The sequence below is a fragment of the Rahnella perminowiae genome, from assembly GCF_019049695.1.
Lineage (GTDB): Bacteria > Pseudomonadota > Gammaproteobacteria > Enterobacterales > Enterobacteriaceae > Rahnella > Rahnella perminowiae.
In genome coordinates this window covers 104160-126359 of the sequence record NZ_JAFMOT010000187.1, presented here as the reverse complement: position 1 = coordinate 126359, position 22200 = coordinate 104160, and the positions used below count along the sequence as shown (strand labels likewise).

The 22200-nt window shown below is 53.2% G+C and carries 22 protein-coding genes; 16 read left to right on the top strand and 6 right to left on the bottom strand.

Translation table 11 applies throughout. The features are described from left to right. Positions 1-3 precede the first annotated feature (3 nt). The 4 genes from J1781_RS22265 to ydfG all read left to right on the top strand — a co-directional run bounded on the left by J1781_RS22265 (position 4) and on the right by ydfG (position 4009). Positions 4-957: a carbohydrate kinase family protein gene (locus J1781_RS22265; protein WP_217138650.1), complete on the top strand. Its 954-nt coding sequence runs from the start codon at positions 4-6 to the stop codon at positions 955-957. Next, complete coding sequence (locus J1781_RS22260; RefSeq protein ID WP_129951300.1) at positions 958-2052, top strand: ABC transporter ATP-binding protein; 1095 nt, start codon at positions 958-960, stop codon at positions 2050-2052. It begins immediately after the preceding gene. 25 nt (positions 2053-2077) lie between these two features. Then, a complete protein-coding gene (locus J1781_RS22255) occupies positions 2078-3133 on the top strand; it encodes an aldo/keto reductase (protein WP_129952113.1) in 1056 nt (351 codons plus the stop codon). Positions 3134-3259: 126 nt separating this feature from the next. Beyond that, a complete protein-coding gene (gene ydfG / locus J1781_RS22250; protein ID WP_129951301.1) occupies positions 3260-4009 on the top strand; it encodes a bifunctional NADP-dependent 3-hydroxy acid dehydrogenase/3-hydroxypropionate dehydrogenase YdfG in 750 nt (249 codons plus the stop codon). Positions 4010-4138: 129 nt separating this feature from the next. Here ydfG and J1781_RS22245 read toward each other — a convergent pair whose 3' ends face one another. After that, positions 4139-5434 (bottom strand): NCS2 family permease, encoded by a 1296-nt coding sequence (locus tag J1781_RS22245; RefSeq protein WP_129951302.1) that lies wholly within the window; start codon positions 5432-5434, stop codon positions 4139-4141. A 310-nt stretch (positions 5435-5744) separates the two neighbouring features. On the opposite strand from J1781_RS22245, the gene J1781_RS22240 reads away from it, so the two are divergent. Next, a complete protein-coding gene (locus J1781_RS22240) occupies positions 5745-6650 on the top strand; it encodes a LysR family transcriptional regulator (protein ID WP_129951303.1) in 906 nt (301 codons plus the stop codon). A gap of 4 nt (positions 6651-6654) precedes the next feature. Here J1781_RS22240 and J1781_RS22235 read toward each other — a convergent pair whose 3' ends face one another. Continuing rightward, a complete protein-coding gene (locus tag J1781_RS22235) occupies positions 6655-6981 on the bottom strand; it encodes a YnfA family protein (RefSeq protein ID WP_129951304.1) in 327 nt (108 codons plus the stop codon). Positions 6982-7114: 133 nt separating this feature from the next. On the opposite strand from J1781_RS22235, the gene J1781_RS22230 reads away from it, so the two are divergent. From J1781_RS22230 to J1781_RS22220, 3 genes are all read left to right on the top strand, one after another. Continuing rightward, on the top strand, positions 7115-7483 hold the full coding sequence (locus tag J1781_RS22230; RefSeq protein ID WP_129951305.1) for a DUF1283 family protein: 369 nt from the start codon (positions 7115-7117) through the stop codon (positions 7481-7483). 52 nt (positions 7484-7535) lie between these two features. Further along, a complete protein-coding gene (locus tag J1781_RS22225; RefSeq protein ID WP_129951306.1) occupies positions 7536-7829 on the top strand; it encodes a DUF1161 domain-containing protein in 294 nt (97 codons plus the stop codon). Positions 7830-8014: 185 nt separating this feature from the next. Further along, positions 8015-8281 (top strand): YjbD family protein, encoded by a 267-nt coding sequence (locus tag J1781_RS22220; RefSeq protein ID WP_015697358.1) that lies wholly within the window; start codon positions 8015-8017, stop codon positions 8279-8281. Between the two features lie 43 nt (positions 8282-8324). Here J1781_RS22220 and J1781_RS22215 read toward each other — a convergent pair whose 3' ends face one another. Together J1781_RS22215 and J1781_RS22210 are read right to left on the bottom strand one after the other, a co-directional pair. Then, positions 8325-9944 carry a rhodanese-like domain-containing protein gene (locus J1781_RS22215; RefSeq protein WP_217234214.1) on the bottom strand — a complete coding sequence of 540 codons (1620 nt, stop codon included), beginning with the start codon at positions 9942-9944 and terminating at the stop codon, positions 8325-8327. Beyond that, on the bottom strand, positions 9937-10542 hold the full coding sequence (locus tag J1781_RS22210; RefSeq protein ID WP_129951308.1) for a cysteine dioxygenase family protein: 606 nt from the start codon (positions 10540-10542) through the stop codon (positions 9937-9939). Before J1781_RS22210 ends, J1781_RS22215 begins: the two co-directional genes overlap by 8 nt. Positions 10543-10726: 184 nt before the next feature. Between J1781_RS22210 and J1781_RS22205 the strand changes: the two genes are divergently transcribed. The 7 genes from J1781_RS22205 (at position 10727) to J1781_RS22175 (ending at position 16563) form a co-directional block, all read left to right on the top strand. Then, on the top strand, positions 10727-11644 hold the full coding sequence (locus J1781_RS22205; RefSeq protein ID WP_217234213.1) for a LysR family transcriptional regulator: 918 nt from the start codon (positions 10727-10729) through the stop codon (positions 11642-11644). A 79-nt stretch (positions 11645-11723) separates the two neighbouring features. Next, a complete protein-coding gene (locus J1781_RS22200; RefSeq protein ID WP_217234212.1) occupies positions 11724-12125 on the top strand; it encodes a NirD/YgiW/YdeI family stress tolerance protein in 402 nt (133 codons plus the stop codon). A gap of 196 nt (positions 12126-12321) precedes the next feature. Continuing rightward, entirely contained in the window at positions 12322-13419 is a 1098-nt protein-coding gene (locus J1781_RS22195) for an LLM class flavin-dependent oxidoreductase (RefSeq protein ID WP_217234211.1), read from the top strand. Positions 13420-13428: 9 nt separating this feature from the next. Next, positions 13429-14367 (top strand): ABC transporter substrate-binding protein, encoded by a 939-nt coding sequence (locus J1781_RS22190; protein ID WP_129951312.1) that lies wholly within the window; start codon positions 13429-13431, stop codon positions 14365-14367. Positions 14368-14515: 148 nt separating this feature from the next. After that, entirely contained in the window at positions 14516-15214 is a 699-nt protein-coding gene (locus J1781_RS22185; RefSeq protein WP_217234210.1) for a DJ-1/PfpI family protein, read from the top strand. Between the two features lie 131 nt (positions 15215-15345). Next, positions 15346-15573, top strand: coding sequence for a hypothetical protein (locus J1781_RS22180; RefSeq protein ID WP_015697366.1), 228 nt, complete (start codon positions 15346-15348; stop codon positions 15571-15573). Between the two features lie 135 nt (positions 15574-15708). Next, positions 15709-16563 carry a pirin family protein gene (locus J1781_RS22175; RefSeq protein ID WP_129990703.1) on the top strand — a complete coding sequence of 285 codons (855 nt, stop codon included), beginning with the start codon at positions 15709-15711 and terminating at the stop codon, positions 16561-16563. Positions 16564-16623: 60 nt separating this feature from the next. On the opposite strand, the gene oxlT is transcribed toward J1781_RS22175, so the two are convergent. Next, positions 16624-17883: an oxalate/formate MFS antiporter gene (gene oxlT, locus J1781_RS22170; protein WP_129951315.1), complete on the bottom strand. Its 1260-nt coding sequence runs from the start codon at positions 17881-17883 to the stop codon at positions 16624-16626. A 265-nt stretch (positions 17884-18148) separates the two neighbouring features. Beyond that, the gene (locus J1781_RS22165; protein WP_129951316.1) at positions 18149-19318 is read right to left on the bottom strand and encodes a serine hydrolase; all 1170 of its coding nucleotides are present in this window, start codon (positions 19316-19318) and stop codon (positions 18149-18151) included. A 459-nt stretch (positions 19319-19777) separates the two neighbouring features. Between J1781_RS22165 and J1781_RS22160 the strand changes: the two genes are divergently transcribed. After that, the gene (locus J1781_RS22160; protein WP_217138657.1) at positions 19778-22084 is read left to right on the top strand and encodes an FdhF/YdeP family oxidoreductase; all 2307 of its coding nucleotides are present in this window, start codon (positions 19778-19780) and stop codon (positions 22082-22084) included. Positions 22085-22200: the final 116 nt, after the last annotated feature.

Sequence of the window (22200 nt, the reverse complement as noted above, 5' to 3'; positions counted from 1 at the left end):
TTAATGACAACCAAACCTCAGACCCGCGCCACGCTGTATGTCACGGGCAATATTAACGTCGATTTGATCATGAGTACGCTGCATGAATGGCCGAAAAAAGGCACGGAGGCGATGCTCGAAAGCAGTTCATTGCGCCCGGGCGGTTCAGCGGGAAACTGCGCGCTGGCGCTCTCTGCGCTCGGTTCTCCTTTCCGGCTGGTGGCGAATCAGGGCAATGACCAGTTCAGCGGCTGGCTGGCGGGTATGTTTCCGGAAAGCGCATCGCGCTGGCCAACCTGTGACTGCGAAACCTCACTGACCTTTGGCGTGACGCATCCTGATCACGAAAGAACATTCTTCAGTAATCAGGGGCATATTGTGCGCCTGTCCATGCAGGACGTTCTGGGGCAAATCCCTGAAACGGCTCAGGACGGAGACTGGGTATTACTGTGCGGTACCTGGCTGTGTACCGCGCTGTATGCTGACTATCCGCAACTGCTGGCACAACTGAAACAGCGTGGTTACCAGGTGGCCGTCGACAGTGGCTGGCCGCCGGAAGACTGGAGCGATGCATTGCGCGAACAGGCAGCAAAATGGCTGCCGTTCTGCGATGCACTGTTGCTCAATGAAGTGGAAACCCTCGGGCTGGCGGATGCCGTCACGCTGGATGTCGCCGCGCTGACGTTACTGGAACAGATGGCGGACAACGCTTTTTGCGTGGCGAAATGCGGACCGGATGGCGCACGTTTGTGGGCAAACAGCCTGACGCTACATCAGCATGCTGAACCGGTCGGGGTGGTCGATACCATTGGTGCCGGAGACAGTTTTAATGCCGGATTTTTATCCGCGCTGATTTATGGCCTGCCGCCTGCCACGGCGCTGCAATGGGGAGTTCGCGTTGCCGGTTGTGCCATCAGCAGTTCCCCGCGCCGTTATCCTGACTGGCAATCGCTTTTTGGCCTTGTGGAGAAAATCTAAATGGCTCTGGTAGAACTGGTAAAAGTCGCCAAACATTATGGCAAAGTACAGGTGCTGAAACCGCTGGATCTGACCATCCCTGATGGCAGTTTCACCGTGCTGGTCGGCCCCTCGGGCTGCGGAAAATCTACTTTACTGCGCCTGCTGGCCGGTCTGGAATCCCTCTCTGATGGCGATATTCTGCTCGATAAAAAGCAGATCAACAATTTCGACCCCGCCGATCGCGATATCGCGATGGTATTTCAGAGTTACGCGCTGTATCCGCATCTGACCGTGGCCGAGAATATGGCGTTCCACATGCAGGTGAAGAAAGTGCCTAAAGCCGAGCAGCAGGCCAAAGTACAACAGGCCGCAAAAGTGCTGGGTATTGATCACTTACTGAAACGGCTGCCGAAAGATTTGTCCGGCGGGCAGCGTCAGCGTGTGGCAATGGGTCGCGCGCTGGTGCGTAATCCAAAAGTATTTTTGTTTGACGAACCCCTGTCCAACCTCGACGCACAGTTGCGCATGGAACTGCGCGCCGAAATCAAGTCTTTGCATCAGCAGTTCCGCACCACTACCGTTTACGTGACGCATGATCAGGTTGAAGCCATGACACTGGCCGATAATATCGTGGTAATGAAAGACGGTTTTATCGTGCAACAAGGCGACCCTCTGTCGATTTACGACAAACCGGTAAACACCTTTGTGGCGCGGTTTATCGGCTCACCGCCCATGAACCTGCTCAGCGGTGTCTTCTGCCATGTTGACGGTCAGCCCGGTGTGAACTGTAATCAGTTGTGGTTCGCACTACCGGAGAAGTGGGCATTGCAGGCGCGGCATTCTGAGGGAGAACCTGTCACGCTCGGTGTGCGTCCGCATGATTTAAAACCGGTAGCGCACAACGCTCAACCCGCCGCCACATTACGATTGCTGGAAGTGACCGGAGAAAGCAGCCTGCTGCACATCGACTGGAACGGTTTCCCGCTGCACGTTCAGTTCGCCGGACGCGCCCGCGTCAGTGCCGGTCAGCCGCTGTATCTGGATGCTAACTGCGAGGCGATCCATCTGTTTGACGCGCAAACGGGTGAACGGCTGGTGGAAGATTTGAGGTAAAAATGACTCTCGAGGGAGATAAATGATGGAATACCGTCTGTTAGGCCGGTCTGGCCTGAAAGTTTCAGTACTCAGTCTCGGCACCATGACATTTGGTGGTCAGGGCAAATTTGCCAAAACCGGGCAAACTGACGTTGAGGCCGCAAAGCGCCAGATAGGATTATGTCTTGATGCAGGGGTTAACCTGTTCGATACCGCCGATGTCTATTCAGGCGGTGAATCGGAAGTTATTCTCGGTAAAGCGCTGGGCAGCAAACGTCACGACGTACTGGTTGCCAGTAAAGCCCGCTTCCCGATGGGCGAAGGCCCGAACGACCGGGGTTCGTCACGTCATCATATTCTGCGCGCCTGTGAAGCCAGCCTGAAGCGGCTGAATACAGATTACCTTGATCTGTACCAGTTGCATGAATGGGACGGCCTGACACCGCTGGAAGAAACGCTGCGGGCGCTCGATGATCTGGTCAGCAGCGGCAAAGTGCGTTATGTCGGTGTCTCCAATTTCTCTGCCTGGCACGTGATGAAAACGCTGGGTGTAGCGGACGCTAATCACTTCATCCGTCCGGTCAGTCAGCAAATCCATTACACCCTGCAGGCACGTGAAGCTGAATATGAGTTGCTGCCCGCCGCGCAGGATCAGGGACTGGGCGTACTGGTCTGGAGTCCGCTGGCAGGCGGCCTGCTTTCCGGTAAATATCGCCGTAATCAGGCAGCACCCGAAGGTACACGCCATCTGGCCGACTGGGGTGAACCGCCGGTGCGTGACGAAAGTGCTCTGTATGACATAGTCGATGTGCTGGTAGATATCGCCGAAGCACGTGGCGTTTCTGCGGCGCAAATTGCGCTGGCGTGGCTGATTGCCCGTCCGCAGGTAACATCGGTCATTGTCGGCGCGCGCAACGACGCACAGTTACAGGATAACCTGCTCGCCGCCGGTTTAACCCTCAATAACGAAGAAATTGAAAGACTTAATAAAGTCAGCCAGTTGCCTTTGTTGTATCCTTACTGGCATCAGGCGCAGACCGCACCGGATCGCTTGTCTGCGGCGGATTTATCGCTGATCGCGCCCTATCTGAAGAAGTAACTGCAATAAAATGATACGCACTGAGACCGGTTAACTCTGCCGGTCTCGTTATTTTTGTGTTAATACTTAAAGAGTTTCTTTAGTGGGCCTCGTGCACACCTTGCTTTAAAACAGAGGAATACCGGGATGATTATTTTTGTTACCGGCGCAACTGCCGGATTTGGTGCTGAAATCGCACGTAAGTTTGTTAAAGAAGGTCATAAAGTGATTGCCACCGGCCGCCGTAAAGAGCGTCTGGATGACCTGAAAGCCGAACTGGGAGATGCGTTGTACGCGGTTGAACTGGACGTGACTAACCGTGCTTCTATTGAAGAGGCTATCGCCAGCCTGCCTGCTGACTGGCGTAACATTGATGTTCTGGTTAACAACGCCGGTCTGGCTCTCGGTCTGGAAAAAGCGGATAAAGCCTCGCTGGAAGACTGGGACAAAATGATCGACACCAACACCAAAGGCTTGGTGTACATGACCCGCGCCGTGCTGCCGGGCATGGTGGAACGCAACACCGGTCATGTGATTAATATTGGTTCCACCGCAGGCAACTGGCCTTATGCGGGTGGCAATGTGTATGGCGCAACCAAAGCGTTTGTCCGTCAGTTCAGTCTGAACCTGCGCACCGACCTGCACGGCACTCATGTTCGCGTCACTAACATCGAACCGGGCCTGTGCGGCGGGACTGAATTCTCCAACGTACGCTTTAAAGGTGACGATGAGAAAGTCAGTAAAACCTACGACAATACGAATCCGCTGACCGCAGCCGATGTGGCCGAATCCGTATTCTGGGCATCCACCCTGCCGGCGCACGTCAACATCAACAGCATCGAAATGATGCCGGTCAGCCAGTCTCTCGCGGGTTTACAGGTACATCGCGAAGAGTGATATTGCTTGCTGATTGACAAAAAAGCAGCTCCGGCTGCTTTTTTTATTATCTGCACGTTATCAGTGCCTGCAAAAAAGGCGCGGCTATACTGCCCGCGCCCCCTTTTATGCTGATGACTGACGTAACGATTACGCGCTCAGCCAGCCCAGTTTAATCACGAACAGAATCGACAAGACGATAAGCGCTGCGTTCAGTTCACGTGCACGGCCGGTCAGCAGTTTTGCCAGCGTCCAGGTGATGAAGCCAAACGCGATGCCGTTGGCGATGGAATACGTGAACGGCATGGTCAGCGCAGTCACGGTAACCGGCGCTGCCACAGTGATGTCTTTCCAGTCAATTTCAGCCAGGCCGGACGTCATCAGCACCGCGATGAACAGCAGAGCCGGAGCCGTTGCAAAGGCCGGAACGCTACCTGCCAGCGGAGCGAAGAACAGGCTCAGCAGGAACAGGATTGCGACAACAATCGCCGTCAGACCGGTACGGCCGCCTGCGCTTACACCTGCCGCTGATTCGATGTAACTGGTGGTCGTTGAAGTTCCGAGCAGTGAACCGAACAATGCAGCCGCGCTGTCCGCCACCAGTGCACGGCCCATTTTAGGGATGTTGCCATCTTCGTCGGCCAGACCGGCACGTTTGGTCACGCCAATCAGGGTGCCGGAGTTGTCGAACACATCCACGAACAGGAAGGCAAACACCACGCTTATCAGAGAAACGTTAAACGCGCCTTTGATGTCCAGTTGCATGAAGGTTGGCGCGATCGAAGGAGGCATCGACATCACGCCGCCGAACGGTGAGTAGCCGAGCACAATGGCCAGAACAGTCACGGCCAGCACGCCGATCAACACCGCGCCGGTGATTTTACGGGCTTCCAGCACCACAATCAGAATGAAGCCCAGCATCGCAAACAACGGACCCGGCTTGGTCAGATCGCCCAGACCCACCAGTGTTGCCGGGTTAGCGATCACGATACCGGCGTTTTCCAGCGCAATCAGCGCGAGGAATAGACCGATACCCGCCGCAATGGCCGAGCGCAGAGGCAGCGGAATACTGCGGATAATCCATTCGCGGATTTTAAAAATCGATAATGCGAAGAAAATACAGGCTGAAAGGAAAACAGCACCCAGCGCGATCTGCCAGGTGTAACCCATATGCAGAACCACGGTGTAGGTGAAAAAGGCGTTTAACCCCATGCCCGGTGCCAGTGCGATCGGGTAGTTGGCAATAAAGCCCATCAGTGCGGAACCGATTGCGGCAGCAAGACAAGTTGCCACGAAAACCGAGCCTTTATCCATCCCCGTCGCGCCCAAAATAGACGGGTTAACAAACAGAATATAGGCCATTGCTAAAAATGTCGTCAGTCCGGCCACAATCTCAGTCCGCACGTTAGTACGGTGAGCTTTTAACTTAAATAGTTTTTCTAACATGAGAAAGAATCTCTTGGTCGCGTGATCACTTTCAGTCTGGTGATCAAAAATGCACGCTTGTTATTAGTGTTGTTTTTCAAAACACGCACGCGCGACAGCAGAACGAACGCCACAATTCGTCCCACAATTATCCCGTGGAATAAGGCACGCGAGCTTAAACGTGTTTTGACGAACCCTGTCATTGCCCGCTTTGCCTGTAAAACAACCTGAGGTGATTGTTTTACAAAGGGGCATCGCACAATCTAGGAAAAATGAGTGATGCAGTCCATAATAGTTATCTCACTTATTCACTGCATAAATTAGTACACCCATGTCCCCATTCTCCCGTTTTTCGCAATATTTTACCGAAGTCGCCCGAACAGGAAGTTTGCGCAAAGCGGCAGAAGTGCTGCACGTCTCAGCATCGGCTATCAACCGGCAAATCCTGCAGGCTGAACAAACGCTGGAAACTCCGCTGTTCGAGCGCTTACCCACGGGCCTGAAACTGACGTCAGCAGGCGAAATTTTATTTGATGACATCCGCCGCTGGCGGAAAGAGTTTTCCCGCACACGCGAACGTTTTGATGAAATCCAGGGGCTGCGGCGTGGGCATGTCACCATATCCATGATTGCCGCACTCAGTGAAGGCATGGTGGCGGAGCTGATTGCCGATGTGGGTGCAGAGCACCCTTATCTGACTTTTGATATCCGCATCGAAGACAGCCGGAATATCAGTGAACAGGTCAGTTCAGCGGAAGTGGATTTTGGACTGTTGCTTGACCCCGTCGAGCATACCGGGCTGGAAGTGCGCGCTTTTGCGGAATTACCCATCGGCATCGCGATGCCGGTCGGGCACAAACTGTCGCAGCAGGAATCCTTGTCGTTCAGTGATATTGCCGCTTACCGGCAGATCATTCCCTCTGAGCCGCTGATGGTGAATGCCCGCGCCAGATTGCTGTATAACCGTTATCAGCTACTGGAAACGCCGTCGATCGTCTGCAATGACGTGCGCATGATGCGCGAACTTATCCGTAAAGGGGCCGGTGTCGGCGTACTGAGTTTGTTAGACGTATTGCCGGATTTACAGGAAAAGCGGCTGGCGTTTGTGCCGCTGCAGGGTCGCAGTGCCAAACCGCTGACACTGGCGCTGTGTGTTGCGCCACGCCGCCAGTTATCCCGTGCGGCACAGATTGTGATTCAGAAAGTGATTGTGCTGATGGAAAGATTGTCGCATTAACGCTTCAGGATGGTTTCCAGCCTGAAATAATGATCAGCATCCCCGCCAGGGCGACCAAAGCGCCCAGCCAGTCGGTGGTGCTGAGCTTCATGCCATCGACAAAGCGCAACCACAGCATGGCGGTCATGACATAAACACCGCCGTAAGCTGCATACACCCTGCCGCTGGCCGCAGGATGCAGTGTCAGCAGCCAGACAAAGGCTGCCAGACTGACCGCCGCAGGCAATAACAGCAGCATACTTCCCCCTTTCCTCAGCCAGAGATAAGGTAAAAAGCAGCCAATAATTTCTGCCAGCGCAGTCGCAAAGAACAGTAAAGATGTTTTGAGCATAACAGGGCCAGGTTTACAGTCCGTAGTTCAATAGGATATCAACCAGTTTACAGGCAAAAGGTGACGTCATTCAGCCGGATGTTATAATTTAGGGATTCGCCTGAGCGATATGTATATATAAAAGGATGAGCTAATGAATACAACGTTTATAACCCGACTGACCCGCAGTGTACTGCCGGTGGCTTTGCTGGTCATGACCGCCGGCTGGCAGGCGCCTGCGCTCGCGGCCACCAACTGTGCGGGGGGAACCTGTGTCTTTGGCGGAACCGGCAATGATGCCATGACCAACGAAGAAGCACGTCAGAGCAAAGAGCAATGGAATGAAACTCAGCGCCTGCGGGCCATGAAAAACCAGCGTAACGAGAAAGATTTCTCCAAATACGATAATTCAATTGATCTGCGTGACAAGTGTGAAGCCAGCCAGAACATCAATGCGTACTGGGAACCGAACACCGAGCGCTGTCTTGATCGCCGTACCGGCCGTCAGTTACTGGCTCCGTAAATCCTGTCTGCTAGACTCATAAGTACACTGGTTTTCATAAAAGGAATGAATGATGAAAAAGACACTTCTGGCGGCTCTGGCTGTCGTTATGCTCGCACCGCTGGTAGCACAGGCTTCCTGTGAAAGCGTGAAAGCGGACATTACCCAGAAAATCGTGGCAAACGGTTTGCCTGAATCAGGATTTAAACTGGATATCGTGCCCAATGATCAGGCCGATCAGGCCGGTGGTCAGGTGGTTGGTCACTGCGGTAATGACAGTCAGAAGATTGTTTATACCAAAACTGCAGACGCAGGTGATAATTCAGCAGCCAGTCCTAAGACCGGGACGAGCCAGGATTCACAGTGATCTCAGACCGGATATGACGGGACGGCTTTTCACTTGCAGTGAGGGTTTGATCGGGATGAGTAACCCGGCGGGAGGCCACCGCGCAGCAACAGGGGGTGTTTAGGTGGCAACCCAAAATGTTGCAGCGACTCCCGCGGTCATTTCGACTACACTGGTAGCCACTTTCCTCACAGGATGCAGTAAAAATGAAAAGACTGACCCAACAAGATATGACGGAAAGCGAACAGCGTGAGCTGAAAACTCTGCTGGATAAAGCCCGTAAAGCACAGGGCCGTGAGCTGACGAATTCGGAAAATAACCGGATTAAAGATGACTACATCGATACATTGATGGCAGAAAAAGAAAAAGTCGCTGCGAAAGCGCGTGCCGAAAAGCGCCGTAATAAAGCCGTTCCAAGCACCTCTGCAACATACGACTGGACAGCCCGCACGCATCCGCGCGGCCGCCGTTAAAAACTAACTGAACCTCTGCGTTCCTCACGCAGAGGCCTCAGCCTCAGGCTTCCGGTAATCTGAAACCATGCGTTCCGTCTTTTTCTAACTGCCCGACCAGCCCGTATTCCCAGTCCAGATAATCCTGCATCGCTTGCGGGCTGACATACGTGCCTTCGTATGGGCGACGATACCTGTCCTGCACATCGCTCAGATAAACAGAATCACCGCGTTCGAGCAGCAGCCCCTGATCAATCCAGCCCACCGTGCCTCTTTCCAGCAAGTACACCGGTTTGCCGGTTAATTCAGCCAATTCCGTGACAGCGTAACGTGCGAGTAAACCGCTGGTGCAGGTGACAACCCAACGTTCTTTCTCCGGCTGTAAGGCGATAATCTGCGGGATATTCCCCCGCGTGGTCCAGACTGCTCCCGGTATGCGCCGGTTACGGAAATTCGCGCTGGTCGTGAGATCGATAACGCCGGTATTGCCCTCACTCAGCCAGCCCAACAGTTGCTCCGGTTTGATGGATTCCACTGCCGGTGCAGGTGCAACCCGGGATTTCCAGTCGCCCTGTTCAGTCAGATCTTCGGGCTGAACTTCCGCGACATACACTTCCCAGTTCATCTGTGCCAGCCACGAAGCCGCCATGTGTGCACGCACACCATCATTATCCACCAGCACCACACGTGCGCCGCGAACGCTGGCGTAGTGATCGGTTTCCTGAACCAGCTGGCCGCCCGGAACGTGACGCGCCCCGGGCAGGTGCCCGGCACGAAATTCTTCTGCCGTACGCACATCAAACACGTATAACGTGCGCGTCTCATCTCGTTGCCAGTCACGTATTTGTGACAGTGTCACTGAACGCACGCCTGCGCGTAAAGCCAGTGTCTGTGCGCCTTTTAAGGCGAATCTGCGGGAGGTTTCAGTCAGCGCAGGAAACTGGGTATGTTGCAGATGAGACAGCTTCTGTCGCGCCAGTGTCCAGCCAATTGTCCCGTTACGCAGTGCAGACACCGGCTGCGTAAATCCGGCATTAATCAGTGACTGAGCACCGATAATGCTGCGGGTACGCCCCGCACAATTAACGATCACGTGTGTGTTTTCATCAGGCACCACATCTTTCAGGCGCAGCACAAGTTCGCCTCCCGGCACGCTCACACCGCCCGGAATACTCATCACCTGAAATTCATCAAACCGGCGCACATCCAGTACGGCAATATTGGCGCCCTGCTGTTGCAACGCCAGCACCTGCTCCGCGCTCAGTGACGGTGTGCGGTAGTGATGTTCAACCCATTCCCCGAAGGCTTTGCTGGGCGCATTCACATCCGTAAATATCTCACCGCCCGCCTCTTTCCAGCCCGCCAGATCGCCAGCCAGCAACGCGATATCCTGATACCCCAGCGATTTGAGTAATTGAGCCGCCCGCACAGTTTTACGCTCACCGCGCTGCACATTATAAAACTCGCCGTTATCATACAGCGTGACCGGTGTATGGCGGTTGGGAATGCGATCCTGCACCTCAAGTTCCAGTTTAGACAGGGCCAGGTTAGCGGCAAACAGCGGATGCCCGGTGGCAAATGCCGCTTCCTCACGCAGGTCAACCAGCGCCACCTCCTGACCGGCGAGCAGGGCTTCGCGGAGTTCGGAAAAGTGACGTAAAGGCAGCGAATTTGAATCAGACATGATTTTTCTCTTTTGACAGGTCCCAGATATTGGGAAGATGCGGGCTGGAATAGCCGGAAATAAAGGTTTTCTCTGTGCCGTCTGGCAGGTAAACCGCCCGTGATACCGCGCCGATATTACCGCCATAAACATGAATGCTGACCGATACCTGGTCCTGATAAAAATTGCTGACCTGGTGGATATCCAGCTGATCTGGCGCGATTTTTTCCACATCCCCCGGTTGCAGCGTCACCGCGTTTCCTTCGGGCTGCAGGGTACCATCCGGGTGGCGGATAAAATTCTGGCTGACTTCTGCGCCGCGCAGCATTCCTATCAACCCCCAGACGCGATGGTCATGTACCGGTGTTTTCTGCCCCGGACCCCAGACAAAACTCACTACGGAAAAGCGCGACAAGGGATCGGCATACAACAGATATTGCTGATAATGCCCGGGATGCGGCTGCGCAAACTCATGCGGCAACCAGTTATCCTCACGGATTAGCCTGCCCAGCAGATGGCTTCCCTGCGCGAGTATTTGCGTCTGCTCATGCGGTTCCTGTACCAGCCGGGTGAAATCCGCCAGAAACTCTCTCAGCGGCGCGAGCTGTAAAGGGGTCATCGCTTTGCTCCTGTCTCATGATTTTCTTCACAGGCTAGCACCGGGCAGATGCAACCAAAATTCATTTTATGGATAAGCTAATATGCAAATCACACATAAAAATGTGCATCGGGATCCAGCTTCCTGCATAAAATTGTTTTATTCTGCCCGGATACGTTATGACTAATCCTGACACTGAGTGCCCATGAAAATTGAAGACCTGACTGCTTTCGTTGCTGTTATCCGCCTGCAATCGACCCGGCTGGCTGCTGATGAGCTGGGGCTGACCCAGCCGGCAATTACCCGTCGGGTACAAAATTTTGAGGAATCGCTGGGTATTGCGCTGCTCAACCGCCAGACCAAGCCCCTGAAACCGACGCTGATGGGCAACCGTGTTTATCAGCAATGCCGGCATATTTTACGTGAAGTGGATGCGCTCAGTGATTTGGTGGCCGCCGACAGCCCGCCGTCGGGACTTCTGCGTCTGGCCGTGCCACAAAGTCTGAGTGAAAGCAGTCTGTTACCCGCCCTGAAAACCCTGTCTGCACAGTTTTCGGAAATCCAGCCACGACTTTCCAGTGGCTGGGGCGAAGAGTTGTTGTTACGGGTACAGCAGCAGGAACTGGAAGCGGCGGTCGTGCTGTTCCCCGCCAGTAAGCAATTCCCGGAGGGTGTCGAAAGCCAGCCGCTCGGCACTGTCGATTTAGTGGTTGTCGGCCCGAAAGCCACACAGGCTGAACCACAACGTCTGGAAGATTGTTATCAGCACGGGTGGATCCTCAATCCGCAGGGGTGTGGTTTCCGTGCCGCCCTGCAACGCGCGCTGACAGAACAGGGTTTACCTTTGCTCATTAACCTTGAGGCATTTGGCACCACCTTACAGTTATCCCTTATCGCCGAAGGGCGCGGCCTCGGTCTGATGCCTCGCGCACTGGTTGAAAAACATGCACTACGTCCGGAACTGACATTGTATGCGCTGAAAGATTTCGCCCCCCGCAGCCAGTTGTGGCTGATTTATCCCAACGTTCCTGCAAGTCAGGTACCGGCAATAGATGTGTTTGCGGCGGCAATTGCTCACGGGCTGGATTTACCGCTACACAGCGCGAACAGTTTTGGGGAATAATCTGGAACATCCCCGTTTGCGGGCAAAATAGTTATTTTCTGCCATGCTTTTTATTACTGGAAATAAGCAGAGGAAACTGATGATGAAATCATGGATTATTATTTTGCTGGCCGCATTCGCTATTAATACACAGGCTATGGCCGATACCGGTGGCGGATTTAAAAGTGACGACACGCCCCCGCCTCCGCAAAAACAGGACAGCGGTAAGCGTGGCACGCAGGATGCCCATGAGAATAACGTTGCCAATATCCAGAAAACACAGTCGCTCAACTGGGTGACGATTGAAGGATATTTAATTAAAAAGACCGGTGAAGATACGTATATTTTCCGTGATAAAACCGGCACGATGAATGTGTTTATTAAGAAATCAGCCTGGGAAGGTCAGGAAATTACCCCTGCGGATTTGGTGAGTTTAAGCGGACGCACCGAAAAGAAAGGGCACGAAATAGTGCTGAATGCTGAGCATTTACGCAAACAATAACCGTTTCTGAATGCCTGCCTCCCCGGACTGGCCTTAAGGCCGGCCGGGGTGTCACTCCCCCGCCCCTGTGATGCACATTTTTCATATTAGCTTATGAAGATAATGAATTTCTCACATAGTAAGTTGCCGTTTATGGTGATAACTCCTGCCAGCGCAGAATGTCATCCGCTGGCCTCATCACGAGGAGTGACAGCCTATGAGCGTGCAATTTATTGGTATGATCGGACACCGTCTGGCTTCTGAAATCATCCCGCCGACCGGTCCCATTTTCGATAAAAAATACATTTCTGATTTCGCCAAAGCCCATGAAGATGCCGGTTTTGACCGTATTCTGGTGGCTTATGCCTCCGACCAGCCCGATGCTTTTCTGGTCACCGCGCATGCCGGGGCCAGTACATCCCGCATTCATTTCCTTCTCGCTCATCGCCCGGGCTTTGTCGCACCGACGCTGGCTGCGCGAAAGCTGGCGACCCTCGATCATCTGCTGGATGGCCGCGTGGCGGTGCACATTATCAGCGGTGGCAGCGATGCGGAACAACGTCGTGACGGCGATTTCGTGGCGAAGTCCGGCCGCTATCAGCGCACGGATGAATATATCGATGTGCTGAAACAGAGCTGGTATTCAGAAACCGGTTTTGATCATCAGGGCGAGTTTTATCAGGCGGAAAATGCTTTCTCCGCCATTAAACCTTATCAGAAAAAACTGCCGGTATTTTTCGGCGGATCTTCCGATGATGCCATCCGCGTGGCGGGCAAACAGGCCGACGTGTTTGCGTTATGGGGAGAGCCACTGGCCAGTGCCGCAGAAACGGTGGAAGCCGTGAAAGCCTCAGCGGCAAAATACAACCGGGCGATCAACTTCAGTATTTCCTTCCGCCCGATCCTGGGTAAAACAGAGGAAGAAGCCTGGGCGAAAGCCGATGAAATCCTTGCGAAAGCAACAGCCCAGCAGGCTGAAAAAGGTCAGACGCTGGCAGCTAAACCACAAAGTGTGGGTGCTCAGCGTTTACTCAATGCCGTTGCGCAGGGTGACCGTCTGGATTCCTGCCTGTGGACTGGCATCGCCGGGCTGATTGGCGGCGGTTCCAACTCTACGGCCCTGGTCGGCACGCCGGAACAGGTTTCCGATGCACTGCTCAAATATTACGATCTGGGCATTACCACTTTCCTGATCCGCGGCTTTGATCCCCTTAACGACGCCGTCGAATACGGCAAAAGCCTGATCCCGCTGACGAAGCAGAAAATCGCTGCCCGTGAAGTCCGACAACATACCGCCGTTACCGCACTGAGTTAAGGAACCCCGATGCGACTGAATGTGAGAAATCTTTTTCTGCTGGTCACGCTGACCGGCGCCGTGTTTGCTGCCAGTGCCGGACAAATTACCCTGCGGGTCGCCGATCAGAAAGGCAACATGCGGGCACAGCTGGAAGCAGCGAATAAGCTGGAAAATCTGCCGTATAAGATTGAATGGTCAGAGTTCCCGGCCGCCGCACCGCTGGCAGAAGCGCTGAATGCGCAGGCGGTGGATGTGGGTATTATCGGCGATGCGCCGCTGTTATTTGCGCAAGCCGCAGGTGCGCAGGTGAAAGCCATCGCCGTGGATAAGTCAGACGCCTACGGCACCGCGCTGCTGGTAAAACCAGACAGCCCGCTCAAAAGTGCGGCGGATCTGAAAGGCAAAAGTATCGCGACCAACCGCGGTTCCATAGGCCACTTCGTTGCGCTGAAAGCCCTCGCCTCTGCCGGACTGAGCGCCAAAGACGTCACGTTCCGCTTCCTGCCACCCAGTGATGCGAAGCTGGCGCTGACGCAAGGTTCTGTGGATGTCTGGGCGACCTGGGAGCCCTACACTGCATTCGCAGAAACGCAGGATCACCTGCGTGTTTTAGTCAATGGTCGCGGTTTGTGGTCGGGTAACAGCTTCCTTGCTGCGACGGATACGGCACTGAAAGATAAGGCTAAACGCGAGGCCATCGCTGATTATCTGCAACGTCTGAGTGATGCGCAGGTATGGGCGTATAAAAATCTGGATACGTACAGCGAAAAACTGGCGAAAATCATCGGTTTCCCGCTGGAGGCCGCGAAGCTTGGGTTCGAGCGCCGTCAGTCCTACTGGCAACCAATAGATGCCACGACCGAGACGCAGCAACAGCAAACGGCGGATTTCTATCATGCGCAGGGATTATTGCCCGTCGCACTGAACGTCGCCGGTACCTTTGATCACTCATTTCTGCTGAAATAATCGCGAAGAAGCATGACAACTGCCTGTTGCATCCCTCCCCGAAAAATCGGGGAGGGATATGTAGTCATCCGGATGTTAATTGACTACTCTGCTTAATCACTTTATTTGTCAATCTGACCTCAGATGTCCGGCAAACAGGGAGCAGTAAATGAGCGACTTTCCGGCTTTATCAATCGGCATGCTTTTGTTTCCGCAACTTACACAATTGGATCTGACGGGGCCGTTTGAAGTCTTCGCCAGAGCACCGGGGGCCAAAATCCATCTTATCTGGAAAACGTCGGATCCCGTGACGTCTGACCGGGGCATGCGTATTTTACCCACCCATACATTTGAAAATTGCCCTGAACTGGATGTCATCTGCATCCCCGGTGGACCCAGCCAGATAAAACTGATGTCCGATGATGAGACGCTCACTTTTATTCGCCATAAAAGTGAAAATGCCCGGCTGGTGACTTCCGTATGCACAGGTTCTCTTGTGCTTGGCGCAGCTGGCCTGTTACAGGGGTACAAAGCTACGTCCCACTGGGCTTCGCTTGACCAACTTACTTTACTCGGTGCCGAGCCCGTGAATGAACGCGTGGTCAGGGATCGCAACAGGATTACCGGTGCGGGGGTAACATCAGGCATCGATTTCGCTTTAAATGTCATTGCCGATATTTATGGCAACGACATAGCGCAAGGTATTCAGTTGCAAATGGAATACGACCCTGAACCGCCCTTTTTATCAGGTTCTCCCCGCGTTGCATCCGCGAAACACGTTGAGCAGGCAAAAAAAAACATGGCCTCCTTTATTGAGACAAGGCGACTCGCGACAGCCGCCGCAGGGCTTAAATTACCCAAAGGCTAGTTTATTCATACACAGATACGCTAAGTTTTCAGCGAGTTGGATAAACTGTGAACTGTCGCCCTGCAAGTAAAGCCCGGACGTGGTTAATAGAGGATGTCGCCCGAAATCAGGCTTAGCTAACAGGATGCAGCATGGAAAATTACGCCAACAAAAGCGGTGATTCACAGGTTGTCAGCTTCCAGATTGATGCCAATTCGATTAAAGTCCGCTTTAAAAATAATCACGTTTATCTTTATGACATCCGTCATCCCGGCCCTGAACATCTTGAAAAGATGAAGGAACTGGCGCGTGCTGGCTGGGGATTAAATACTTATATCGAAAGCGAAGTGAAAACTGATTTTTCATCCAAAGTATTCTGAAGTTTCCGGGGCGTCCGTGAGCCGGTCGCCCCTCAGAGCTCTCCTGAATTACAGCTTGTTAACATTCATCTGTGACAACATCATAAAACCTCGCTAGTCTTCGTAAAAAGCCCAATGTTTTCCCGGAGCATCACCATGACCCGCAAAATTGTTCAGCAATATAAAGCTTATCGCGATGATATTCGTGATCTGCAAACCCGCCGGCCAGTCCCCGGACCGCAGCTCGAACAACTCGACCCTTTCCTGTTTCTCAATCATCACGGTCCGCAGGTGTATGCACCGGATAATCTCGGTCTGCCGTTTGGTCCGCATCCGCACCGCGGGTTTGAAACCGTGACCTTTATTCTCCGTGGTGAGCTGGCACACAGCGATACCGGTGGTCATGAAAGTATTATCGGCCCCGGCGGTGTGCAATGGATGACAGCCGGTTCCGGCCTGATCCATTCTGAACTGTCTCCGGAATCGTTTAAACGTAGCGGTGGCGAACTGGAAATCCTGCAACTGTGGATTAATCTCCCTTCACGTTTGAAAATGACAGCACCGGGCTATGTTGGTTTACAGGCAAACGAAATCCCGCAGATCCCGCTGAGCAAAGGTCAGGGTACGGTCAATCTGATTTCCGGCAGCGTAGCAGGCGTCACCGGCCCGATCGCTTCACTCACCGGCGTAACCATGATGACAGTAGAAATGACAGCGGGAAGTGAAGTGACCTTACCGGCACCCGCTGCGCGACAGGTGTTTCTGTATACCGTGAAAGGCCGTCTGACGATTGAGGGTGACGAGGCGCAAGCCTGGCATCTGATTGAGCTGGATAACAATGAAGATCGCGTCATCATTACCGCAAAAGATGACGCCACGTTCCTGTTCGGCCATGCCGATAAAATCAATGAACCGGTGGTGTCACACGGGCCGTTTGTGATGAACACCACACAGGAAATTAACCAGGCAATTCTGGATTATCAGGCCGGGAAATTTGATGTGAAGTTATGACAGGAAAGTATAAACAGCAAAAAGGCACCGAAAGGGTGCCTTTTTGCTGTTTAAGGTTATTCAGTCACGGGCTGCCTGCATAAAACGGGCGCGCCAGGGTTTCAGTACCCAGAGTGCCAGAATGGCCGTGACAAAATCCAGCGTGATGGCACAGGTGAATACAACGTTCCACCCTCCCGTGTGCTGGTAAATCAGTGCCGCAAGCGGGCCGCCAAAAATGGATCCTATGCCCTGCGACATATACAACCAGCCATAATTGGCTGTGGCATTCTGACTGCCAAAGGTGTCGGTCAGCGTTGACGGGAACAAGGAAAAAATTTCTCCCCAGCCAAAAAACACCACGCCGGAGAGCAGAACAAACAAGACAGCATTGTCGCGGCACATCAGCCATAAAATCATCGCACAGCCTTCCAGCGCAAATGCGATAAACATCGTCTGCTCACGACCAAATTTATCCGAAATAAAACCGAAAAGCGGACGTGTCAGCCCGTTGGTAAAACGGTCAATGGTCAGTGCGAGCGGCAATGCAGCCATGCCAAACACCACCGCCTCCGTGATACCAAAATCATGGGCAAACACCGCCATTTGCGATGTAACCATCAGCCCTGAAGTCGACATCATCGCCATCATGAAAAACATCAGCCAGAACAGGGGCTGCCTGAGCATTTGTTTCGGACGGTACTGTTTGCCTTCCGTAACCATGACCGGCACATCCTGACGTTCGCTGAGCGACGGCGGCAGCCGTAATCCCTGGCTGGCCAAAAAACCAATGACAGCGAAAATAACGCCAAAGACAATCAACGTACTTTCCAGCCCGCGACTGGTCAGTGACGTCGAAACCGGGAACGTGGTCAGAATTGCCCCCATGCCGTATCCGGCTGCCACCATTCCCGCCGCAAAGCCACGTTTATGCGGGAACCAGCGCACCATCAACCCGACGACACCGACATAAACAATGCCGGTACCCAGTCCGCCGATGCAGCCATAGACCAGATAAAGGCCGGCAATGCTGCTGACTTGTGAGGCCAGTACCCAACTGAACCCTGATAACAGCGTGCCGATTGAAATCAGTTTCCGCGGGCCAAAACGTTCAATCAGGCTGCCCTGAAAAGGAGAAAAGAAGGTCTGCAGAATAATCAGTAGCGAGAACGTAACCTGTAACTCTGCCAGCGGAACCCCCAGTTTAAGCGCGAGCGGTTTAGTCAGCAGAGTCCAGACATATTGCGGACTGGAAATCGCCGCCATGCAAATCAGCCCCAGCACTAACTGCCGCCACCGTGCGCCAGCCGCGATTGTCATGGGCATATTCAATGTTGTCATTCGTCGTCTCCCTTATTTCCTGTCAACGCCAGCCAAAGATTTTTAACATTGCTAGCAAGAAATAAGTTCTCAGCAACAAACATGCCACATTGATTCGATAGGATTTTCAGGTAATTACACCTGCCCTGTCCGACCGACAGTCATAAAGATGTCACGCCGGTCTTGCAGAATGTTCACCTGTGGTGCAGCAGGTGCAAAAAAAGAGCCTGCTTTTCGGGCAGGCTCTTTTTGCTTTTTGTTTGCGTTCTGACAAGCGGGACAGCACTTAGATTTTCAGTTTCACATAATCAATCGCACGGCTGATGATCCCGCCCTGGGCAACATCTTCCAGCGCTACCAGCGGCACGGTTTTGATGACTTTGCCGTTATCCACGATATTGATACTGCCGAGCGCCTGGCCTTTCTTCAGCGGTGCGTCAATTTGCGGATTACTCAGCACATACTGGGCTTTCAGTTTATCGGCATCGGCCTGCGGCACACTGATAAACACATCACTCAGGGAACCGACTTTGACCTGTGAATTCGCACCGAACCACACGTGTTCGTTGGAAACGGTCTGATCAGCTTTGAAAATCTGTTTACTGGTGTATTCGCGGAAACCCCAGGTCAGCAGTTTGCGCGCCTGTTCTTCGCGCCCTTTTGCACTTTTACCCCCCATCACAACAGCGATCAGACGGCGGTCACCCTGTGTTGCAGAGGCAATAATGTTGAAACCGGCGCTTTCGGTGTGACCCGTTTTCAGGCCATCCACCTGCAGGTTTTTATCCCACAGAAGTCCGTTACGGTTTTGCTGAGTGATGTTGTCATATGTCAGCGACTTCTCGGCATACATATGATATTCCTCGGGTTCCCCACCGATAATGGCGCGGGAAAGTTTCGCCAGATCGTAAGAGGTGGTGTACTGCCCCGGCGCGTCCAGGCCATGTACCGTCTCGAAATGGGTATTGGTCAGGCCCATGCTGACCACGTACTGATTCATCATTCCTACGAATGAATCCTGGCTGCCCGCCACGTAATCAGCCATGGCTACGCAGGCGTCATTACCAGAAGTAATGATAATGCCACGGATCAGGTCACGTACGGTGACATGGTCGCCCGGCTTGAGGAACATCAGTGAGGAACCGGCCAGACTTTTATTACCGGCGACCCAGGCTTCCTGCGGAACGGTCACCACGTCATCCATGGTGATTTTTTTATGATCTAACGCGCGGTCAATGACATAACCGGTCATCAGTTTGGTCAGACTGGCCGGGTTACGGCGTTCATCCGGATTGCCGGCGGCCAGCACATCACCACTGGCATAATCCATCAGCACAAAAGACGCTGCGTCAATGCTCGGTGGCACGACAGGGAAATCCAGTGGTGCGATAGCTTTCGCACTGCCTGCGGAGAACATCAATACACAAGATAAAACACTCATTACACTACGTTTCACTGAATCTTCCTTAAACGCGCCATATTGCCGATCTATTAACAGACGGGGCAATATATCAAAAACCTATGGGATAAAAATCTGCGGCATAGGTTGCACTAAAACCCCCGTCAGAAAAACCCTTAGTCTTTTGCTAACCATTTCATAGTGAAACGGTTCTGTTACAACTTGCGTTAATTTTCACCAAAAACCTCATCCGCCGCTGCAATCAGGTTTTGTTATCGCAACACGCTGTTTTCATAACAGATCAAATACAGGGATGAACCCCTTTTCTTTCAGGGAATTTCCGTTATTCCCCGATATTTTATTGCGATAGAGGATTTCTATCGCTCCATCACAGCATTCGATTAGACGTTCTTGCATGCCCCTCCTAAACTTGTGACATAAAATTAACAATCCGGATAACAATTCATCATCCGGTTTGTTCACAGACAAAACAAAAACCACCTGCGAAGCATAACTATGAAATTCAAAACTGAGATCAAACCCTACCACGGCGCGGCCGGCGGTTGGGGTGCACTTGAATCAACCACCCGTTTCGTCTTCGACAGTAAGAAAGTCCTTTCAAACTTACGTAACCTGATGCGTGTTAACAAAGGTCGAGGTTTTGACTGCCCGGGTTGTGCCTGGGGGGATGATAATCACAGTACTTTCAGCTTCTGCGAAAACGGTGCGAAAGCCGTCAGTTGGGAAGCCACCCGTAAAGCCGTTGAACCCGAATTCTTCGCTCAACACAGTGTGAGCAAACTGCGTGCGCAGAGCGATTACTTCCTCGAATATCAGGGTCGTCTGACCCATCCGATGCGTTATAACCGCACCACCGACCATTACGAACCTATCAGCTGGGATGCCGCATTCTCACTGATCGCCAGTCATCTGAATGGACTGGAAAGCCCGGATCAGGCGGATTTCTACACCTCCGGTCGTGCGAGTAACGAAGCCTCTTATTTGTATCAGGTGTTCGGCCGAATGTTCGGGACGAACAACTTCCCTGACTGCTCAAACATGTGCCACGAAGCCAGTGGTGTTGGCCTGAAACAAAGTATCGGCGTCGGTAAAGGCACCATCCGCCTGGATGATTTTGAGAAAGCCGATGCGATTTTCGTCTTCGGTCAGAATCCGGGCACTAACCACCCGCGTATGCTGCACAGCCTGCGTCATGCGTCCGACCGGGGTGCAAAAGTGGTCAGTTTTAACACCCTGCGTGAACGGGGTCTGGAGCGTTTCGCTGATCCGCAAAAACCGCTGGAAGTGGTGACACCGAAAGCCGGTCGCATCAGCGCAGCCTATTATCAGCCAAACCTTGGCGGTGATATGGCCGCTGTACGCGGAATGGTTAAAGCGCTATTGCAGACTCACCGCGAACGTATTGCTTCCGGCCAGCCTTCCCTGTTTGATGAAGAATTTATCGCAGCCCACTGTGCCGGTGTCGATGAGTATCTGGCTGTGGTCGATGCCACCAGCTGGGAAAAAATCACTGGACAGTCAGGTCTGAGCGAACAGGACTTGCGCGAAGCGGCATCTATTTATATGAATGCAGAACGTGTGATTTGTACCTGGGCAATGGGTGTGACGCAACATAAACACTCCGTACCGACCGTGCGTGAAATCACCAACCTGCAACTGTTGTTTGGTCAGCTTGGCAAGCCTGGCGCCGGTTTGTGTCCGGTTCGCGGTCACAGCAATGTGCAGGGTAACCGCACCATGGGTATCGATGAAAAAGCGCCAGCCGCCCTGCTGGATGCGATGGAAAGCCACTTCAAATTCACGCCACCGCGTGTACCGGGGCACAACACGGTTGAAGCACTGGAAGCCATGCTGCGTAAAGAAGCCAGGGTCCTGATCTGCCTCGGGGGTAATCTGGCGGCGGCGGCACCGGATACGCCACGTACCGAACAGGCGCTGAGCAATCTGGAACTGTCAGTTCAGATCAGCACCAAACTAAACCGTACGCACCTGACACCCGGCGCAGAAGCGCTGATTCTGCCAACGCTGGGCCGTACCGAGCTGGATATGCAGGCAACCGGTTCGCAATTTATCACGGTTGAAGACTCCTTCAGCATGGTCCATGCCTCCGAAGGTGTGGGGATCCCGTTATCCAAAGAGCAACGTTCGGAAACGGCAATTGTCTGCGGTATCGCCAATGCCGTTCTGGGTGATAAATACCTTGACTGGATGGCGCTGGCTGACGATTACAATCTGATCCGTGATCATATTGAAGCCACCATTCCGGGTTTCAAAGATTTCAATGCGCGCTGCGATATTAAAGGCGGTTTCTATCTCGGTAACGCGGCAGCAGAACTGAAATTCAACACCCTGAGCGGTAAGGCGAATTTCAGTGCATCACCGTTGCCAGAAGTGTTGATTCCGATGGGTGACCGGAATGCACCGTTCACCCTGCAAACGTTACGTTCACACGACCAATATAACACCACCATTTACGGCCTTGATGACCGTTACCGTGGCGTTTACGGTCAGCGTGAGGTGCTGTTTATCCACCCGCAGGATCTGGCGGATCTCGGCCTGCAAGACGGCGAACTGGTAGAAATCGAAACGCTGTGGAATGACGGTGTTGAGCGTAAAGTCACAGGTTTCAAACTGGTCAGCTATGATATTCCACGCGGTAACCTGGCGGCCTATTATCCGGAAACCAACCCGCTGGTGCCGATGTCCAGTTTTGGTGATCAGACCCACACCCCGACCTCGAAAGCTGTGCCGGTGACTATCCGTCGCTGCCAACCAAAAGTTGACCTGCAACGTATCGCATAAGTGTTACTTGCGAGACATCGCGCAAATCTCCCCTTTCGCTTCAGGGTTATGAGGCGAAAGGGGCAGATGCTGCTTGCCCGAAGGGGCCAGATCGCGTAAAACTGTCTGCCGCTAAT